This window comes from Mucilaginibacter sp. L196, from assembly GCF_009765905.1.
Lineage (GTDB): Bacteria > Bacteroidota > Bacteroidia > Sphingobacteriales > Sphingobacteriaceae > Mucilaginibacter.
The window spans coordinates 83,981-105,497 of record NZ_LMUO01000006.1 but is presented as its reverse complement, the minus strand read 5'-3'; the positions used below and the strand labels follow the sequence as shown (position 1 = coordinate 105,497).

Genomic DNA, 21,517 nt, shown 5'->3' with positions numbered 1-21,517 from the left:
ATGGAGCAGGCAAACACCACATCAGTTTCACGAAAAAAGGAACGTTTGTTCTTGTTGCTTGTGAGCGTGCTTTTGGGGCTGTTATTCCTGCGTTTATACCAGGTTAGCCAGCAGAGCTTTGCCGATGTAGATAAACGCCTGCAGGATGGCACAATGGTTAACCTGAATGCAAAGGACGCTGCGGGCAACTTTGAAAAATTGCTGCAAAAAGGTTTTTACTTTGACGACCCCAAGGACATAGAACTTATCGGGAACGTAGTCGCCAAACAAATAACAAGTACCGCGTTTGATAACATTGGCGATTTAAATAAATCAAGGTATAATATTGATGCCGATGAAGCCTTTGCTGTTGGCGGCCAATCGTTTAAAGACAGAGTTTTGGTATCCCGCGCCTTATTGGGTTATACCGGTAACGATTCTTTACGATTTTTACAGGAGAAAAATAATCCTCCGCAATTGCCGGAGCAAACCGATATAGGTTTAAGCGGTTACAGCATAAAGGGCGAAGTGTTCGATAAAAGATCGCCTGCTGGAGGTGTATTGATACGCCTGCAAATGGTTATTCCACAGGATAGTACATTCACCGATGAGGAAACGGATCAAACCAAAGTAAAAACAATAAGGGGTAAAGGCTACCAGCTAACTTATGTTGCCGATGTGCAGGGACAAAGCCACCTGCAAACTATCATCGCATATGCCCGTACAGGTTCAAATGGCGAATATGCATTTCACGATCTACCGGCGGGTAAAGCATTTGTTATACTGCCGCTTCAGCCCGGTTACCAGTTTGGCAGGTCGATGGGTACCGAAAGTTTGGATAAAGATCAGACTTTTAATTTCAACCGTTCACCACATACCATCAGGTTGTTATCAACTAAAGATTTCAATATCTTAAAAAAAGAAAAGGCGCTTATCATTCGGACGCCGTCCGAATTTAATTTTTGGTATGTAATTATAGTGGCCAGTTTTTTCCTGTGTTTTTTTATCATGCACGGCTTGTTAAGCTTGAAGTTTACTGCCACCGACCAGGTTATACTGCCATTAATAATGATACTTACCGGTATTTCTTTTTTAATGCTGCTTAGCATACAGGACCCTTTGCGTGATCGGTTTTTTGCTAAAGATTCACTTATATACTTAGCGCTTGGGTTTGTAGCTATGATCGCATTATTATGCTGTAATATCAGGCGGTTTAATGCCGATTCAGGTATTTACAGGCTGTTCATATTCAAGAATAATAAAAAAGCAGCAAACGGCTGGCCATGGATAATCGTTGCAATGGCTTTATTGATGCTAACAATTCTTTTTGGCTCAGGCCCTGAAGGCAGTGGTGTAAAAGTGAATCTGTTCGGCGTCCAACCCAGCGAAATAGTTAAATACCTCGTTATTATTTTCCTGGCAGGTTTCTTTGCCATCAATGAAAAATTCATCAGTGAATACGCCACCTGGCGAAAACGATGGTCGTTTTTTTCATTTGCATTAATAGCTATAGGTGCAACGCTTTTCCTGTTCCTGATACTGGGCGATATGGGGCCTGCTATTATTATTTGTTTCACTTTCATTATTCTCTTTTCCTTTTCACGCGGCGATTTTATTTCAATGGCAATGGCAGTGGTGTTTTATGTACTGCTTACCTGGTTATTTAAAAATGTTTGGTTATCTACCTTAATTACGGCTATTATGCTGGTTGTAGTTATGCTGTTTAAAGGCCGGCGATTAAGTGAATCTGCTATTATGGCGCTGATCATCATATCCGGATTTTTAACTATCGATAAAATACCGCACTTGGATAAGCTCATACCCGGCCCGGTAGAACGTTTGTCGGATCGTAAAGCGATATGGGAAGATGCATGGAATAACGAAGTTTACGGCGGCGACCAGGTAGCCAATGGTTTATGGGCCATGTCGGGCGGCGGGATCACCGGGCAGGGCGTAGGCCGGGGTTTTGCAAAAACCATCCCAGAGGCACACACAGATATGATATTGCCTGCCATTGGTGAAGAATTTGGCTGGACGGGCATAGTTGCTATATTTTTATTGTTCCTGTTATACCTGCACCGATCCATCATTATTGGCCGGCGAACCGGTGCGCCTTTTCTCTTTTATTTATGCTCAGGTATAGGTGTTTGCACATTCATCCAGTTTTTATTGATAGCGGGCGGCTCAACCGGGGCGTTACCATTATCGGGAGTAGCATTACCATTTGAAAGCTATGGCGGATCTTCCCTGGTTGCTAATTTTTTAGCCGCCGGATTTTTATTATCGGCATCGAGGGTTAAAGGAACCCCTGTGCAAATGTCGTTTATCACCAAACAACAGGACCATAACCTGGTGCCTGCTTTAATGGCCGCATGTATAGGCATTATATTGCTGGTAATTAATATATCAAGTTACTTGTTTGAAAGTAATAAATGGATAGTGAAGCCCGCGTTAGTAGCAGATAAAAGCGGCGCCCGTATGTTTAGTTATAATCCGCGCATCGCTATACTAATGAATAAACTACAGGCCGGTACCCTCTATGACAGGTTGGGGCTCATATTGGCGACGAGCGATCCTTCACTAATCAGGAAACAACAGAATTTATTAAATACCGCAGGGGCCGGTCAATATGACCTGGATTCGGCCATGCATAAACGGCTTACACGATATTATCCATTTGACGCGCAAATGTTCTTCTGGGTAGGCGATGCCAATACAGGTATTTTCAATGGCAGCATAAACGGCTATTTTGCCGAATATGAACATGCCGCTGAATTGCGTGGTTTTCAAATGCCGGTAACTAATTATAATGTACAGGCCAGTCATTACCAGGAGGATCGCTTTTTGCCACGTGGTGTAAAGGAGATGTCGGTTCAAAAACGGGATTACAGTGCGCTGGCGCCCTTGCTTATTGCAGGTATTAATAGCGATGAAGTAGCGCAATTCAAAAAACGTAATCGTGATGTACAATTGTCGGTTGATGCGGAACTGCAGACCGGTATACAGCAAACTATGGCTGCGGATACATCACTTGCAGATAATCGTGTATCGGTTGTAGTGATGGAAGCTGCAAGCGGTGATGTGCTGGCCTCTGCGGTTTACCCTTTGCCGCCAATACATAATTACGATCAGTTGACCATGCCTGTCCCTGAACAAAATAAGCTGTCGCAATGGATGACCACCAGCGATATTGGCTTTACTTATGCCACACAACCAGGCTCAACCGCTAAGGTGCTTACCGCTATGGCATCATTTAATAAATTTGGTATGGCTGCAGATGACGTTAAGTTTAATGTAAGCATGGCTGAGCGTATCCGGACAAAAGGTGTGGAACCGGATGAAACAGGGCTAATCACCCTTGAGCGCGCAATCGCCAAATCCAACAACGTTTACTTTATTAAGTTAGCTAACCAGGAACACCTGCAAGAACAAATGGGCGACCTTTATTTAAAAACGGGAATGTTCCTGCATGGGGTTGGTGGTTATTTTTACACCAAAGCGCCTGATAATGAACAACAGGAAGAAAAATGGAGAGACTTATGGCGCAAAACAGAATTTAACACCAAACCAAAGTATGACCCTGATAATATCCACCGCACCCGCGCTAAAGGTATATCGGGCATGGCATGGGGGCAGGGAGCGCTGATTGCTACACCTGCCGCGGTTGCGAGGCTGGTATCGGGTGTTGCTAATAATGGGACATTGATAGCTAACCGGTTCGTGTTAAAAGTTAATGGTATTCCGCAACCTGTGAAATCCGGTATAAAACTAGCTAATGATCCGCAGTATACGGCTACTATTACTAAATACATGATTGAGCAGAGTGCCCCTAAAGCTGAAATTTTAGGCATAAGTGTTGCTGGAAAAACAGGTACACCCGAACGCATCTGGAAACAGCAAAGCATAAATGATGGCTGGTATGTATTTTTTGCGCCTATGGCAAACGGTACGGGTAATTTAGTGGTTTGTATACGGATTGAAGCCACCAGAGGATCGTCAGACGCGGTGCACCTTGCCGGGCGAGATATTATACCATTATTGTTAAAAAAGGGTTATATAAAAAGTATTGCAGATAATTGATTTACCATGTTTGATCTATTTAAGAAGAATGAAAATAAAGGCCCGCAAGATGTAAAAAGCCTGCGCGACGCGTTGCTTCGTTTTATAAAAGCCGAATTACAAAAAGCGGAAGGCGGCGAGGGCAGTCACATTAAAGGAGTGAACCTGTTCATCACAGCGAATAGTAATGAAAAACATATTTACGAGGCCGCGATTTATGCCGCTGAACCGGATAAGTTTAAACAGGAAATTCAAAAGATAGCGGATGATTATGCCCTTGACCTGCCGGCAAACTGGGTATTGGAAGTTAGCTTTGATGAACCGATCCCGGCTGAGGCTTTAAAATCAAAAGAATTGGATGCTGCTTTATTTATTCGCACAAAAGAGCATACGCTGCTCAAAACAGGGAGCGCTTATATTGCTGTATTGAGCGGGGAGGCGGAGCAGACGGGCTACCAAATTACTTCCGATGCCGGTAAGATCAATATTGGCAGGGAGAGAAGGGCACAGGTAGCCGGTGGTTTTTTTCGTACCAATTACATTGCTTTCCCCGGCGATAGTGCTAATCCAAGTAATAAATTTATTAGCAGGCAGCACGCGCATATTGAATGGAATAATGACGATGGATATTTTATGCTTTACGCCGATGAGGGAGGGGTGCCCCCAGGTAATAAAATTAAGGTTAAAACATTAAAGGGTGATAACCTCATCAAACTGCACTCGACTGAAATAGGCCATTGTTTGGCTGGCGGAGACCAGATTATCTTAGGCGATTCAGCTGTACTGGAGTTTAGCTACCATTCTGTAAAAGAGGCATGATTCGGTGTTTGACCAGTGTCGGGAACCACCGTCCGTCTAAATCGAACGACTTAACTCAACTCATGAAAATGCAAATTATAGGCAGCCGTATGCTGCCTATTGCCACCATTTTAAAGGAAAGGTGATTTTGTCCACAGAGCTCGCAATCATGTCTGGTTTAAAAGCATGATAGCTCAATTGCTCTTTGCTGGCTATTCCTGACAATACTAAAATGGTTTTATAGCCCATTTGTACCCCTCCCTGTATATCTGTTTCCATCGTGTCGCCAATAACTGTTGTCTCAGCGGTTTCCAGCCCAAGAAATTTACGGGCCGACCGCATCATCACCGGGCTCGGTTTTCCCGTTACAAAAGCTTTTCTTCCTGTAGCTTCCTCTATCATCGCTGTAGTTGCCGCTATTCCTAAGTTATTCCAGCCCGGTTTCTTTGGTGAAGGGTCGCGATTAGTCGTAATAAACTTAGCACCTGCTAAAATCATATCAACGGCACGCTCCACCATTTCAAGTGTGAAATTTCGGCCTTCTCCTAGTACAACGAATTCAGGGTCAGAGTTCACTAATGTGATTCCATTTTCATGTAGACTCGTCAGCAGGCCACCTTCTCCAAGAACATAAGCTGTGCTGTTAGGGCTTTGATCTCCCAGAAATTTTCCGGTCGCCATTGCGCTTGTATAAACGTGACGGGTTTCAACTGTAATCCCAAGCCGCTTTAATTTTCTGACTACCTCAAGGCTTGTTCTTTGACTATTGTTGGTCATGAAGGCAAAAGGAATATCAGATTTGACCAGATCATTGATAAAGCGATCAGCACCTTGTATAAGTTGTTCGCCGCTGTATATGACACCGTCCATGTCAATTAAAAGACCATTTTTCATTTCGATAAGTGTTATAGGCCGCAAATGTATTGAAATATTTTACGGTTAATTGGATATTCAAATTCTTAATCAGAAACTGACTGCGCGATTTCCGATTTAAATCATTTCTATAAATACCTAAAATTGTTTGTAAACAAAAAATGACGCAGACAATTTGTGAATGCAAAATCCGTTTGTTAATTTTAAGCACATCACCTTTAAAATTTACGTTATGACAGATGACCGCAACTCCCTGCTAACTGTAATTTTGAGCAAGTTCAGCCCTGCTGATATTAGCTTGAAAGAGAATCGACTATTAATCGCTGAACGTATTGAAATATTACTGCGTCAGAACAGTTGGTCAAGGCGACATTTCGCCGTTTTGATGCGCCGGGAAATACGGCCGTTAAGAGCCTGGCTCGGTAACACATATACGCATACCTCCGAAAGCCTAAGCGAGTTATGCAGGCTGCTTAATGTGTCCCTGGGTGACCTTGTTGCTGAGTAACGCATACATTAAGAAAGAAAGGAGCACAAACATAGCTCAACAATATGCTATGTGATAATGGGGCAACCGTTTTGCTATTCCGGAACAAGGTAGGTGGTAAAACCTTCCGGAATATTCAAAATGGGAACCTCCATATTGAGAAATAGTATTCATGATTGTTATAATCTATCTTCTTTCTGGTTTTTAATATCTTGCGAAAATTGCGAAGGCGTTTTACCAAATTCTTTTTTAAATGCTTTTGTAAAATACGACTGCGTTTGTATCCCTACACGATACATTACATCAGTTAGCAAAATATCTTCGTGGGTGATAATGTTAGCAGCTTTTTTTAGTCTGAACGATCGTACAAACTCGCCAATTGAATAACCGGTGATGCCCTTTATTTTGTTATATAATTTTGTTTTACTCATGCCCATTTCCTTACATATATAGTCAACATCCAAATCAGAATTACTTAGTTGTAATTCAATAAGGCTTATTAATTGATCAAGAAAAACCTTATCGTTTTCCGAATCAGTGATTTCCTGGGCTTCTGAAAAATAATTTTTCAGATAACGTTCCTTTAAAGTGCTTCGTTGCTCAAAAATATTTTTAACAGAAAGTAATAATAGATGGATACTTACAGGTTTTGGGAAATACAGATCAGCTCCTGAATCTGCACCTTCTATTTTTGATTCAATAGCATCTTTTGCTGAAAGTATAATAAACGGAATCTGGCTGGTTTTTTTATCTTTTTTTAACGCCCTGCAAAAATCTATCCCATTCATCTTTGGCATCATCAGGTCACTGATAATTAAATCAGGCATTTCAGCTCTAGTTATGGCCAAAGCAGCAATTCCATCCGCGGCCTCAATTATTTGATAAAACTCAGCCAAGCTATGATGGATAAAGTTCCGGAGTTCTTCATTATCATCAACAATTAAAATCTTATAGGCCCTGTTATTGTTGCTTATAATATCAGCTTTAGTAAATTCCTGTAATTCTCTGTTTTCATTTTGATACGCAGGTGCGGTTAAGCTTTCTAATTGTATAGCCCCAGTTATTGATTTTGAAACCCAGGTTTCATTAATTGAATAATCGGTTTTATCAACAGGAAATCTTATTATAAAGTCACTTCCCGCATTTTTTTTACTATTAACATATATACTTCCTTTATGCAAAAGTGTAAGGCTTTTTACAAAAGCTAAACCTACGCCCGATCCCATATGTGCATCGGTAATTCGGTAATAGCGTTCAAATAAATGTTGTATCGAATCATTCGATATTCCTATTCCATTATCAGAAACACGTATGTATGCATACTTTTTACCCTTATAATTAGCGTTAATAGCAATTTGATGTTCATATACAGAGGTAAAGTCCCGGTCACTTTCGTAAAGCTCAATAGTGATGCTCCCACCGGTTTGGGTATATTTAAAGGCATTGTTCATCAAATTCAATATTATTTTCTCTATAATTTGACGGTCAAACCAGGTTTCACCTAAATCCTTATCTGTTTTTAAATATAAATTGATGTTTTTTTGTAGGGCCACGCTTTTAAAATCTTCGGCAATCTCTTCAATAAATAAATTTAAGTTTCCGGGCATAACCCTTAGTCTTAATACTCCTGTTTCTGCCTTTCTAAAATCCATCAGCTCATTAATTAATAACAATAGCCTGTTGGCATTACGACGTATAGTTTCATAATATTGATGAAAAATTAAACGGTCATCTTCCTTCATCATTTTTTCAACTGGCCCTAAAATAAGGCTGAGGGGTGTCCTGAATTCGTGAGAAATATTGGTGAAAAACTGCAATTGGATATTGTGCATTTCTTCTCGTTTTTTTTCATCAATCTTTTTAAGATCAAGATTTTTTTTGAAAAGGAGTAAAAAATAAGCCGATGTGAAAAATAACAGGAAAATTAATAATTTACACCACCACGTTTCCCAAAAAGGAGGACGTATATCTATTTCAACATAGGTGAGTTTATTATTCCATACACCATCGTTATTAGCAGCTTTTACATAAAATGTATAATGCCCAGGGTCAAGGTTAGTATAATTAGCATTGCGTTCTGTATGGCTATAATGCCATGTTTTTTCAAAGCCATCTAATTTATAGGCGTATTGATTATTCTCTGGCGCAGTATAATTTAACAGCGCAAACTCAAACGAAATTGATGACTGTTGATAGTTTAAATCAACATGGTGCGTAAAGCTAATATCATTCTGCAATGGAGAGTTTTTCTGGCCGGGTTGTACCGTTTGATTAAATAATTGAAAGTTAGTTATATAAACAGGGGCTATAAATTGATTGATTTTGATGTCACGAGGGTAAAATGTATTAAACCCGTTAATGCCGCCAAAATACATTTCACCATCTTTTGCTTGCATGTATGATCCGGCTTCAAACTCCAAGCCTTGCAAACCATCGGCGATGTTGTATTTTTTTATTGAATAATTATCCGGGTTTAATTTTGTTAATCCATTTGAGGTAGATATCCACAAATGACCTTCTTTATCCTCAGTAATCCCTTTAATAAATTCGGATGATAAGCCACCTTTATCAGTAAACAAATCAAATCGGTTAGCAAATTTATTATACAGATATAGCCCTGCATGGCCAACCCAAACCCTGCCTTTGCTATCAGTAAAAATTGTTCTTATATCTGGTATCTGTTGGCCATTAACAAAATAATGTGTGAACTTATTTTTTATTAGGTTATAGCAATTTAGGCCGCCGTCATCAGTACCTATCCATACATTCTTATCCTTATCTTCATTTAAGGAAACAACGTTGTTTCCAAACATACTGGTTTCCTGTTTCGGGTCACTGGTTACTCGCCTAAATGTATGTGTCTTAAGATCGAAAAGATTTAGTCCGCCGTAATAAGTTGCAACCCAAAAGTTCCCTTCGCTATCATCAAGTGTTGCTTGCACATAATTTGAGCTGATTGAATTTTTGTTGGCCGGGGTATTGGTGAAATGAACGAAAGTATTATTGTTTCTGTCCATTAGGTTTAAACCACCACCCCAGGTACCTACCCATAAATTGTTTTCATGGTCTTCATTAATACTTAAAATGGCATCAGAGCTAATGCTTTTGGTGTTATAAACATTATACTTATAATGCTGAAATGTATTGTTAGCGGTATTATATAAGTTTAAGCCTCCTCCATCAGTACCTACCCATATATTACCCAGATGATCCTGGCAAAAAGATTTAACATCATTATAGCTCAGGCTATTGTTGTTATCAGCTTGCGGTTGTACCAGTTTAAATTTATCAGCTAACGGGGCATAAAAATTAACACCTCCGCGATGTGTACCCACCCAAAGGTCATTCTGGTTATCTTCAAAAATAGCGGATATAGTTTTTTGAGATAAACTAAGTGGGTTGCCCGGTACGTTTTTACAATGGATGAAGGCATTAATGGCAGGGTTAAATAAATCAAGGCTGCCGTTAATTCCCCCCGCCCATATTTTACCTTTTTTATCAATAAATAAACTTCTTACCTGGTCGGTACTCAGGCTAAATGGTTCTTTATCATTATGGCGGAATTGTTTAACGGTCTGAGCTTTCTGATTAATTACAACTATTCCATCATCTAGTGTTCCTATCCAAATATTTCCTTGTTTATCTCTCTGTATTTTAGTTATAGCATAGCTGATATAAGAATTTGATTTTCCGTTTAATTTAAAAGCATTAAAAAAGGTATCGCTTTTTTGGTTATAAACCGATATTCCTTTATCTGTCCCAATCCATAAATTTCTATCGTCGTCTTCATACAAATCATTTATTTCATCATTTGCAGGCTTAAGCGGATCTTTTTTGTATTGAAACTGTTTAAATACGTCATTCTTAACATCGTAGTAGTTCAAATCACTGCTACTTGTGCCAACCCATAATTTACCTTCTTTATCACTATACAAACAATTTATTTCGCTACTCGATAGGCTATTTTTATTTGAAGGATCATGTTTATATACCGTAAATGAATTTTTATATGGATCAAATTTGTTCAGCCCATTTAAGGTGCCTATCCATATATTATGCCGGGCATCTTCACAAATACATTTAATATAATTATCGCTTATGCTTTTTAAATTGGTTGCATTGTTTCTAAATATCCTGATGTTATAACCATCGTATTGGTTTAATCCATCCCTTGTGCCAAACCAAATATATCCTCTGCTATCCTGAAAAATAGTTTCTACCGTATTTCCTGATAGTCCCTCCGTTGTCGTGATGTGCTTAAACCTCAAACTCATGCTTTGGGCCATCAACGGTAATGGCGTAATTACTTTAAAACAAACAAGTACACAAGCTACCCATAAGCATAATTTATTAACCACTCGATAGTAATAATCACTAAAATATTTATGAACCATTTCTTGGTTATCGGTTATAATTGGTTTTGGCAATCTGTGAGCAGATTGCATTATTGGCTAATTTATACATCCTTATTTAACAATGAGTTATATGGGGATGGAAATGTAATAAAATGACTAATCGGACTAAATATTTGACTAATTGAACAATTTAATTACGTCAAAATTGTCTGTTATTTGTCTAAGCCTAATTAACTGTACCTTTTACATTTGATGCTTCAAATATAAATAAACTGTTAATACAGTTGCCACTTTGTTCTCAGCAAAATGGCTCCGCTATAAACCAATTTAATTATTAAACCATTAATTATGCAAAAATTTACTTTTCATTATTGTAAAAGATTTATCTGGATGCTCGTTTTCCTGAGCGGATTGCAATCTTTTTCCGCACATGCTCAAAACGGGATAACCGTAAAAGGGATAGTCATTAGTAAGGATGATAATAATACGTTACCAGGGGTAACGGTTAGTATCAAAAACACCAGCACAGGTACTGTGGCAGATTTAAACGGCAAATATACAATCAATGCGCCGATAGGAGCAGTGCTAGTATTTTCCTTCGTTGGATACCAAACGCTGGAGCAAACTGTAACAGGGCCTACTTTAAATGCGACGTTAGCAACACAAGCGCATGGTTTGAATGAAGTAGTTGTTATTGGTTACGGAACAACAACCCGTGCAAATATCAGTACTGCAGTATCGAAAATCGATCCTAAAAATGTTCCTCAGGCCGCCAACAGTTCTGTAAACGATCTGTTGTTCGGGCGCGCAGCGGGCGTAGATGCTGTTCAGTCCAGTTCACAGCCAGGTGGTGCAGTTAATATATCTATTCGTGGCAGAACAGGTAACCCTTTATATGTAGTAGACGGGGTGGTTTACCCTAATAGCAGCCTGGACCCATCCAATGGTTCCATTGCAGGTGAGACAAATGGCGTGGATCGTGGCGGGTTGGCCAACATCAATCCGGACGATATTGAATCTATAGAAATTCTAAAAGATGCCAGCGCCGCCATTTATGGTGTGAACGCAGCCAATGGTGTGGTTTTAATAACTACTAAAAAAGGGAAAAATGGCAGAATGAATATTAACTACGACGGTAGCTACTCTGTCATAAAAAATTATCCTTATTTGACCCCATTAAACGCAACTCAATACGAAACCTTATTCGACGAATTTACCAAGGATCAGTATTTAGCTACAAATAACATGGAACCGTTTGGTACCGCAACGCCATCCGGCTTTACACCAAAATATTCTGATGCACAGATTGCATCCGCAGGTGTAGGCACTAATTGGCTTAGCAAAGTATTACAGACTGGTAACATTGATAATCAAAACTTGACTATCAATGGCGGAACCGAAAAAACAACCTACTTCTTTTCCGGTGGTTTCTTCGACCAGAATGGTACGGTAGCTAATTCAGCCCTGAAAAAATTTACCGGAAGATCAAATGTATCTTTCATACTAACCAAGTTTTTGACCCTGAATACCAATATATCGGGTAATACTAATCAGTATGGAAACGGATCGGTTGGAGGCCAGACCGGCGGCTCCGGAACACAGGGCTTCAGTATGCTTCAGGCTGCCTTGGGGTATCCGGCTAATGTACCCTTTACAGACGCTAACGGTAATAATTCTCAGTTTGGGTTAATTCCGAACCCGGTAGCTTTGCAAGAAGTTATAGATAATACTTATTATCATGCGTTAGACGTCAATATTTCAGCAGACGTTAAAATCTTACCTGGATTAACAGGGCATTTATTGTTTGGCGATCATTATGAGGCTGCTAACCGTGACTTTTTTGTTCCTAGCGATGTTTATTATTTCCAGCAGTATCTTTCCCGTGCCTCAGTTAACTACAATAACCGGGAAAACCAAACCTATGAAGGTACTTTATCTTATAAAAAGGATCTGGCCAGCTGGATCAACCTGGATGCTGTAGGTGGTATGGGACAGTATCTGAGTTCTTATAACACTGCTTCTAGCCAGGGTGCAGGAGCTCCCGATGCGTTTACCTATACAACGCTGGGTGCGGAAACTTCCAACATCGGCATCAGCTCTTCCGAATCAAGAACAGCGCTTAGGTCATATTTTGCCCGTGCGAATTTCAATATTTTAAATAGATACCTGATCGGAGCATCATGGCGATATGATGGCTATAGTTTCTTCTTCCCACAAAATAAATATGCCTCGTTCCCATCATTATCATTGGGCTGGAAAATTAATGAAGAACCATTTTTTAAAGACATAAAATCTGTTGATTTATTGAAATTGCGTGCAAGTATTGGTACCACAGGCCAAACCATATCTGGTGGTGCCGCTTATGGTTATTATGCTTCTGACGGTAATATTATTTATTTTAATAATGGCAGTACAGACTATGCAACTATCATTAAACAGCAAAATGATAATCCAAACTTGTCATGGCAAAAAACATCAAATAAAAATATTGGTTTGGATTTCGGATTGTTCAACGATCGCATCACAGGTTCAGTAGATGTGTTTAAGGACGACATTACGAATCTTTTGGCTTATGCGCCAACAGCGCCTTTGTCAATTTTCCCTAGTGCGCCGGTTAATGGAGGCCACGAGGTACGTACTGGTTATGAGTTTTCAATCAATACAGATAATGTCAGGTCTAAGAATTTCAGCTGGAGTACAGTAGTCAATATTTCGCATTACTTTTATAAATGGCAAACGCAATTTCCGTTTACCACCCTGCAACCTTATCAAAGTGTAACAGATCCTGTTGATGAAATTTACTTCTATAAAACAAACGGAATATTACAGATCGGCCAAACCGCACCGGCCTGGCAGCCAAAAGGCGCCACATTACCCGGGGATCCAATATATGTTGACAAAAATGGCGATGGAAAATTAACCGACGCGGATATTTATAAACTTAACCCTGATCCTAAAATTACCGGTGGTATCGGAAATACGTTTAAATATAAACAAATGGATCTGTCCATATTTTTCTACGCACAATTTGGTGGCACCGCAACAAACGAGAACTATGTTTGGGGAGATCCTACTGCAATAGCGTCCCAGTCTCAAAGCGGAACTATACAGGCTCTTGATGTTTGGACGCCAAATAACACTAGTGGTACCAGGCCCGGTGTAAATTATGTTGAAAGTGCTTTAGGCTTACCTGTCGGGACAAATATCAATCTGCAGAGTACGAATTTTGTTCGCTGCCGTAATATAACTTTTGGTTATACCTTTAATTCAGCGGCCATTAACAAATTTGCCAAATCAATAAGGGTATTCGTAGATGCCCAAAATCCGTTTATCATTACCAATTTCAAAGGTGGCGATCCGGAGCTTTATTATGATACTTCTTCAAAAGGCGGATATGCTCCATATCCGATGACCAGGACATTTTCAGTTGGCGTTCGCGCAGGATTTTAATTTAAAAAGACAATTAGTATGAAAAAGATATTCTTATTAACAAGTGTAGTTTTTATGGCCTTAACCAGCTGTAAAAAAGGATTAGAGCCTCAATTATATGGTGCTTTACAGACGACCAATTATCCCAAAACAGAGGCAGACTTTACTAATTATGTTTTAGAAGCTTACAAACCATTTCAATCGAAATGGGGGTATACAGATGCGGATGGTTCTTATCAAAGTGATTGGTTTAGCCCCGAATACGGCGATATTCAAATGTTCGATTATGGCACCGACATCATTAACACTTACACATTGTGGGGTGGTTTTTATACCCAGTTCAGTGAAGCGAATTATGCTTTCCTGGCTAGTTATGGCGTAGCGCAAGATCAGTTTACCAAAATTAGAACGGTAACCCGGATCACCCAAATTATAGCTGATATTGCTAATTCCAGCATTAGCGCTACCGCCAAAGCGGAGCTGACTGCCGAGGCGAAAATGGCTCGTGGTTGGAACATGTATTTCTTGTTGCAGTGTTATGGGCCTGTTCCTGTTATTTTGGACCCCACGTTAATCGGTACATCTGCAGAAAGCAATATGACCCGTCCTGCAAGAGCTGCTTTCGTTGCCGACATCGTTAGCGACCTCACTTTCGCGGCGGCAAACTTACCAGTTACGCCAGCAGAATATGGTAGGTTTAACCAGGGATTGGCACTGACCGTTCTGATGCGGACTTATATGAACGAAAAAGATTTCACCGATGCCGAAAAAGTAGGTCGTCAGATAATCGCGTTACCTTATACGCTGGTAACCAATTACGCAAGTTTGTTCCAGGAAGCGACCGAGCAAAATTCAGAAACAATCTGGGCGGTTTCCTGTATGGATAACCAGGATGGTGCAGAAAATCACGGAAGTTTCAATCCATGGGATTTTTATACTTACCCGGCTGATTATCCGGGCGACAAGGTAACTGCCTCTTATGCGCCGGGTATTGTCGCACCATATTCCGTAACCTGGGCATTCTACAATTCGTTTGATCCTGCCGACAAAAGAAGGATTCCTTTGATAGCGAGCTATACCAATAAAAGCGGTGGTACAACTAACCAGGCTTCCGGTCTTCCAGGCGCTGTGATTGCTAAGTATCCCGATCAGGGCGGCAATGTAGGGTCTTACCAGGGAAATGATATACCTAAAGCTCGTTTAGGAGAAGTGATGTTATATCTTGCTGAGGCTATCAATCAGAACAGTGGTCCTACCACTGAAGCTATTGGTTTCGTTAACCAGGTTAGAGCAGCCCATGGTGGTTTAGGCCCGGTTCCGGCAGCCGAAACTGTCGATAAAAATACTTTTGATCTTTGGTTACTGAAGGAGGAAAGCTGGGAAACCTATTTTGAAGGGGAACGCCGGATGGATCTGGTAAGGCATGGGCAATACACTCAGGCACTTACTACAGTCAATAAAACTACGGCCCCTTACTTGTTTCCAGTGCCAACCTTTGAACTTGTTGCAGGTAATAAGGCGCTAACTCAAACCCCTGGTTATTAATATATATATATCCAACCATCAGCCAGTATATCGGCTGATGGTTAATTTACTTTAAGTATTATAATGAAAAATATAATCTGGCTTATAGGTGTCATTTTGGTTTGTAACATAGGGTGTAAAAAAGGCGATAGCACTAAAACTACCAGTAATAATACACCAGTTATTGTAGTAAATAAGGATACTTCTTTTGCTAAAGGAGCTGATGTAAGCTGGCTCACCCAAATGGAAGCATCTGGCTATCAATTTTACAATAATAGCGGCACGCAACAGGATTGTATGCAAATACTAAAAGGTAAAGGCATGAATGCCATAAGGCTGCGGGTTTGGGTTAACCCGGTGGGTGGGTGGTGTAATACCGCGGATATGGTAACTAAAGCCAAAAGGGCTACAGCTCTTGGTATGAAGATATTGATCGATTTTCATTACAGTGATACCTGGGCCGATCCCGGCGACCAAACAAAACCGGCCGCATGGGCAAATATGGATTTTAATACATTGGTCACTACTGTTCATGATTATACAAAAGCAGTAATTGATACCTTAAAGCTAAATGGAATTACACCAACCTGGGTACAAGTTGGTAATGAAACAAGCGACGGCATGTTATGGGAGGATGGCCGTGCATCTACAAACATGGGGAATTTTGCCAAATTAATAGCAGCAGGATACCAGGGCGTAAAGGATGCAAGCAGCACAACTAAAGTTATTGTACACCTGGCAAACGGATATGATAATACCACATTCCGATGGCTGTTTGACGGACTTAAGAGCAACGGAGCTAAATGGGATATTATTGGCATGTCGCTTTATCCAACAGCGAGTAACTGGCAAACCTACGATACAGAGTGCCTGGCAAATATGAATGATATGGTTTCGCGTTACGGTACGCCGGTAATGATATGTGAATCGGGTTTTAGTGCCTCAGATGCAACAACAGCCAAAGCTTTTCTAACAGATCTTATTAGTAAAACAAGGTCGGTTAGCAATAACAATGGTTTGGGCGTTTTTTATTGGGAACCAGAGGCTTACAATTGGATGAATTATGGATTAGGGGCTTTTGATAATACGGGCAAGCCAACTGTTGCACTGGATGCTTTCGCGAACTGAATACTGCAATACAGAACAGCCACAATTTACTAACCAATAAACTAATATTATGAAAAAAATTATCATTCTTTCATCAGCTTTATGGCTTTGTTTGGGCATAAGTTGTACAAAAGATGCTACTCAAAAACAACTTACTTTAGTTAAGCCAGTAACGGCTACATCTTCATTTGCTACCAGTACATCATTTGCCTACGGATCTGATGTAAGCTGGGTTACACAAATGGAAGCGTCAAATTACAAGTTCTACAATAGCAGTGGTACACAACAGGACCTTTTTACTGTTTTGAAAGGTTTAGGCATCACTTCTATCAGGCTACGTGTTTGGGTTAACCCATCTGCCGGATGGAATAACATAACAGATGTGGTGGCAAAAGCAAAAAGGGCCGCCGCCGCCGGAATGAATATCCTGATCGATTTTCATTATAGCGATACCTGGGCCGATCCGGGCGATCAAACAAAACCCGCTGCGTGGACCAGCTATAGTACCAGTACATTAATAAGTACAGTTTATAGCTACACTTATGGCGCGTTAAATACGTTAAAATCAAACGGGATAACACCTACATGGGTGCAGGTAGGTAATGAAACTAGTGACGGTATGCTTTGGCAGGATGGGAGGGCCTCGGTATCAGCTACTAACTTTCAAACCTTTGCAAGCATGGTCTTAAACGGATATAACGCGGTTAAGGCGGTATTCCCATCAGCTAAAGTAATTGTACATGTGGCTAATGGGTTTAACAATACCACTACCCGCTGGATATTTGATGGGCTTACAACCTATGGCGCTAAATGGGATATTTGCGGCTTTTCTATATACCCTACAACAAGTAATTGGTCAACAATTGATAGTGAGTGTTTAACCAATATGAATGATATGGTTTCGAGATACGGCAAGCAGGTAATGATATGTGAAGCAGGTATGGATGTTACAGCACCAACTACCTGTAATGCTTTTTTAACCGATTTGATAGCTAAAGTTAAATCGGTATCAGGTGGTAATGGTTTAGGATTGTTTTACTGGGAGCCCGAAGCTTACAATAGCTGGCAGGGATATACTATGGGCGCGTTTGATGCTACAGGTAAACCAACCGCGGCTATGAATGCTTTTGCACATTAAAAAATGAAAACAGGTATGCGATATGTTGTGGGTCGCATACTTGTTTCATAAATTGAACTGTATATAATATAATATGTATATATGAAAAATAGGATCATACAAAGTTTGAAAATTTCATCCGGAATATTAATTTCTGCACTTATGGTGTATATGCTATTTGCATTTAAGCCATCACCGGCTAAAAAGCATATTCACTTTGACAAAATATTGGGGGCTGATATTTCTTTTCTTCCGGAGTTGGAAGCCGAAGGTCATAAATTTTATGATAACGGTATTCAGAAAGATCCCATACAGATACTTAAGGACCACGGATTTAATTATATAAGACTGCGGATATTTAATAATCCTTCAGCAGATAGCGGATACTCTAAGAAAGGCTATTGTGATCTGGAAAATACAAAGAAAATGGCCTTGCGTATTAAGGCTGCAGGTATGGGGTTTTTACTCGATTTTCATTACAGCGATAATTGGGCTGATCCCGGCAAACAGTTTAAACCCAAAGCCTGGGAATCGGCAAATTATCAACAATTACAGGATTCATTAAGAGCCTTTACAAAAAACACATTGCTGGCGCTAAAACAACAAGGTACATTACCCGATATGGTACAGGTTGGCAACGAAATAAGCCATGGTATGCTATGGCCTGACGGTAGATTGAAAAATTTAGATACCCTTGCCGCTTTTTTAAAAGCAGGTGTACAAGGAGTAAAAGATGTAGATAAGTCGATTAAAATAATGCTGCACATTGCCTGTGGTGGAGAAAATGCTGAATCGAGGTATTTTTTAGATAATATGCTAAAGCGTGATGTGAAATTTGATATCATAGGGGAGTCTTATTACCCCGAGTGGCATGGCCCACCGGATAGTTTAAGCAGAAACCTGGCAGATTTAAACCACCGCTATAAACAAGATGTTATCGTAGTTGAATACTCGCAACACAAACAGGCTGTAAATGATATTGAATTTTCCCTGCCGGGGAATAAAATGAAAGGCACCTTTATATGGGAACCCCTTAGTTATGGCGAAGCGGCGTTTGATGAAAAAGGTAATGCTAATGCGTTTATGAAAACTTATTCTGAGATCAGTAAAAAGTATAATATAACTCAATAAAGCCCCTGTAAACTTTAAAATAAATATGTTAATGGTGCATTGCGAATAAGCGATGAACCTGTTATTTAATTCTTATAAATGAAAAAATATCCATTTTACTTTTTGCTTATAATCGCTGGTACATTACAAGTTAAAGCACAAACTAATCTTCCTTCTGTTAAAAATTTCAATGCTGATTGGGCATTTGTAAAAGATATTGATACTGTTAATTGTGGACAGGTTTTAAGCAATGCTCAAGTAGTTAATATTAACTGGGAAAAAGTATCATTACCCCATACACCAAATATTGAACCGGTAGAAAAAGTTAATGAACAATGGCAGGGCACATGCTTTTACCGTAAGTTTTTTACAATTTCTCCAGAAAGTAATGGTAAGCATATCGCTATTCAGTTTGATGCCGCCATGCACGAGGCCGATGTGTATTTAAATGGTAAACATATCTATGAGCATTTGGGTGGTTTTCTTCCTTTTTATATTGATGTATCTAATTTTGTAAAAATCGGTCAGCAGAATTGTATCCTCGTAAAATTAAACAATCAGGATAATGCAGTTATCCCACCGGGTAAACCAATAAAGGATCTGGATTTTAATTATTATGGTGGAATCTATCGTAATGCATGGTTAATTATAAAAGATAAACTATATATAAGTAATGCCGTTCAAGCCAATCATTTGGCAGGTGGCGGGGTGCTTATTCATGATGAAGATGTAAGCGCTACAAATGCAAAGGTTGTTGTTAAAACCGAAGTAAATAATGATTATAAAATTGGAAAAGAATCATGGGTAAAAGCAACCTTATTTACAAATGATGGAAAAGTAGTAGCATCATCAGCATCCGGCAAACAATTAATTGCAGCTAAAAAGCACGGTATATTTATTCAATCGCTTACAATTACCAATCCCCAATTATGGTCACCATCCCAACCATATTTGTATCATGTTAAAGTACAGGTATTTAAAAATACAGAAGAAACGGATGAGGTAACTTTAAATGCGGGTATCAAAACAGTAAAATTTATAGCAGGCGGGTTTTATTTAAACGGAACAAAGTTAAATATAGTAGGCACTAACCGCCATCAGGAATACCCATACATAGGTTATGCTTTATCAGATAATGCGCAATACCGTGATGCCTGGAAAATTAAAAGCGCCGGTTTTAATTTTGTAAGATGTTCTCATTATCCTCCTTCGCCGGCTTTTTTAGATGCCTGCGACGAATTGGGTATAATGGTAATGGATGCCATACCCGGCTGGCAGTTTTTTGGCAACCAGCAATTTCAGGAAAATAGTTTTCAAAATATCCGGGATATGATCCATCGCGACCGCAATCATGCTGCTATTGTTTTATGGGAAGCTGCATTAAATGAAACCAATATGAGCAAGGATTACATGGATACTGCAAATAAAATTGTACATACTGAACTGCCTTTTAAAGATGTTTTTAGCTCGGGATGGATGGATTATGCTTATGATGTGTTTAACCCTGCCCGCCAGCATTTAAAGGCCCCTGATTACTTTAAAAAATACAATCATCCTAAACCACTGTTACTTGCAGAGTATGGAGATTGGGAATACTATGCCCAAAATGCCGGATTTAATCAAAAGGAATACGCAGGTTTAAAAAGCGAGGAACGCAGTTCAAGGCAATTAAGAACAGATGGGCAACAGCGAATGTTACAACAGGCGTTAAATTTTCAGGAATCACATAATGATAATTTATATGGCCCAGGCGTTGGGGATGCCAATTGGTTGATGTTTGATTACAAAAGAGGATATGCGGCTGATCTGGAAACATCGGGTATAATGGATATCTTCAGACTGCCTAAATTCAGTTTCTATTTTTACCAAAGCCAATACCGATCAGCTACCGATGCGAATGGATTTGGAAAACCAATGGTTTTTATTGCAAATTATTGGAATGAGGCTAAACAAAAAACTGTAAAAGTATTTAGCAATTGCGATGAAGTGGAATTATTCCTTAACGGTAAATCTCTTGGTGTTCAAAAGCCAGATACTGATTCGTTCTCGCATAACTTATCACATCCGCCATTTACTTTTACCCCGACAGCATATATACCCGGCAAATTAACTGCAATTGGTTATATAAAAGGCAAAAAGGTTGCTGTCAATACCATATCAACACACGGTAGTGCATTTAAAATACATATCCAGGCAGATTTAAGTGGCAAAAATCTTGTTGCAGGTAAAAATGATGTGATATTTATTCATGCCTATGTTACCGATAGTAATGGAACGGTAATACCTGATGCCGGTAATATCATAAGGTTTTCGATTAAAGGTAATGGTGAGCTTATTGGCAAACAATCAATTAATGCCGAAGCTGGTATTGCTACAATATTGCTTAAAGCAGGAGATAAGCCCGGATCTATTAAAATAGAAGCTTCGGCTGATAACCTAATTGCAGGAAACTTACTGTATGTTACCAAATGAACAGAGTAGCCATACTATAAATAGGGGAAAATGTCCCACTTTCTATTCAAATATTTATTGAATAGAAAGTGGGACATTCCAGAATGCCTCAAACACTATTTAGCTATTCTGATTACGTTTTGGTTGTCCTACACCAATTTATCAACCGATAAAAAGCTGTAGATAGCTGTGACTGTAAAAGTAAAGAACACAGCTGCTGTTGCCGGG

Annotated in this window: 11 protein-coding genes; 9 read left to right on the top strand and 2 right to left on the bottom strand. The window is 39.6% G+C overall.

Annotated features, from left to right (window positions below; all coding sequences use genetic code 11):
• Together GSQ74_RS01605 and GSQ74_RS01600 are read left to right on the top strand one after the other, a co-directional pair.
• The gene (locus GSQ74_RS01605; protein WP_158989376.1) at positions 1-4,059 is read left to right on the top strand and encodes an FtsW/RodA/SpoVE family cell cycle protein; all 4,059 of its coding nucleotides are present in this window, start codon (positions 1-3) and stop codon (positions 4,057-4,059) included.
• Positions 4,060-4,065: 6 nt separating this feature from the next.
• A complete protein-coding gene (locus tag GSQ74_RS01600) occupies positions 4,066-4,857 on the top strand; it encodes an FHA domain-containing protein (RefSeq protein ID WP_158989374.1) in 792 nt (263 codons plus the stop codon).
• 96 nt (positions 4,858-4,953) lie between these two features.
• Here the strand turns inward: GSQ74_RS01600 and GSQ74_RS01595 are convergent, their stop codons facing one another.
• The gene (locus tag GSQ74_RS01595; protein ID WP_158989372.1) at positions 4,954-5,730 is read right to left on the bottom strand and encodes an HAD-IIA family hydrolase; all 777 of its coding nucleotides are present in this window, start codon (positions 5,728-5,730) and stop codon (positions 4,954-4,956) included.
• A 211-nt stretch (positions 5,731-5,941) separates the two neighbouring features.
• Here GSQ74_RS01595 and GSQ74_RS01590 point away from each other — a divergent pair, with 211 nt between their 5' ends.
• Positions 5,942-6,217 carry a hypothetical protein gene (locus GSQ74_RS01590; protein WP_158989370.1) on the top strand — a complete coding sequence of 92 codons (276 nt, stop codon included), beginning with the start codon at positions 5,942-5,944 and terminating at the stop codon, positions 6,215-6,217.
• Between the two features lie 158 nt (positions 6,218-6,375).
• Here the strand turns inward: GSQ74_RS01590 and GSQ74_RS01585 are convergent, their stop codons facing one another.
• Entirely contained in the window at positions 6,376-10,590 is a 4,215-nt protein-coding gene (locus GSQ74_RS01585; protein ID WP_254060785.1) for a two-component regulator propeller domain-containing protein, read from the bottom strand.
• Between the two features lie 309 nt (positions 10,591-10,899).
• Here GSQ74_RS01585 and GSQ74_RS01580 point away from each other — a divergent pair, with 309 nt between their 5' ends.
• From GSQ74_RS01580 to GSQ74_RS01555, 6 genes are all read left to right on the top strand, one after another.
• Positions 10,900-14,001 (top strand): SusC/RagA family TonB-linked outer membrane protein, encoded by a 3,102-nt coding sequence (locus GSQ74_RS01580; RefSeq protein WP_254060784.1) that lies wholly within the window; start codon positions 10,900-10,902, stop codon positions 13,999-14,001.
• 18 nt (positions 14,002-14,019) lie between these two features.
• Positions 14,020-15,525: a RagB/SusD family nutrient uptake outer membrane protein gene (locus tag GSQ74_RS01575; RefSeq protein WP_158989368.1), complete on the top strand. Its 1,506-nt coding sequence runs from the start codon at positions 14,020-14,022 to the stop codon at positions 15,523-15,525.
• Between the two features lie 63 nt (positions 15,526-15,588).
• Positions 15,589-16,632, top strand: a complete 1,044-nt coding sequence (locus GSQ74_RS01570; protein WP_158989366.1) for a glycosyl hydrolase 53 family protein — start codon at positions 15,589-15,591, stop codon at positions 16,630-16,632.
• A 49-nt stretch (positions 16,633-16,681) separates the two neighbouring features.
• Positions 16,682-17,749 carry a glycosyl hydrolase 53 family protein gene (locus GSQ74_RS01565; protein WP_158989364.1) on the top strand — a complete coding sequence of 356 codons (1,068 nt, stop codon included), beginning with the start codon at positions 16,682-16,684 and terminating at the stop codon, positions 17,747-17,749.
• 81 nt (positions 17,750-17,830) lie between these two features.
• Positions 17,831-18,859, top strand: coding sequence for a glycosyl hydrolase 53 family protein (locus GSQ74_RS01560; RefSeq protein ID WP_158989362.1), 1,029 nt, complete (start codon positions 17,831-17,833; stop codon positions 18,857-18,859).
• Positions 18,860-18,937: 78 nt separating this feature from the next.
• On the top strand, positions 18,938-21,310 hold the full coding sequence (locus GSQ74_RS01555) for a glycoside hydrolase family 2 TIM barrel-domain containing protein (RefSeq protein ID WP_158989360.1): 2,373 nt from the start codon (positions 18,938-18,940) through the stop codon (positions 21,308-21,310).
• Positions 21,311-21,517 lie beyond the last annotated feature (207 nt).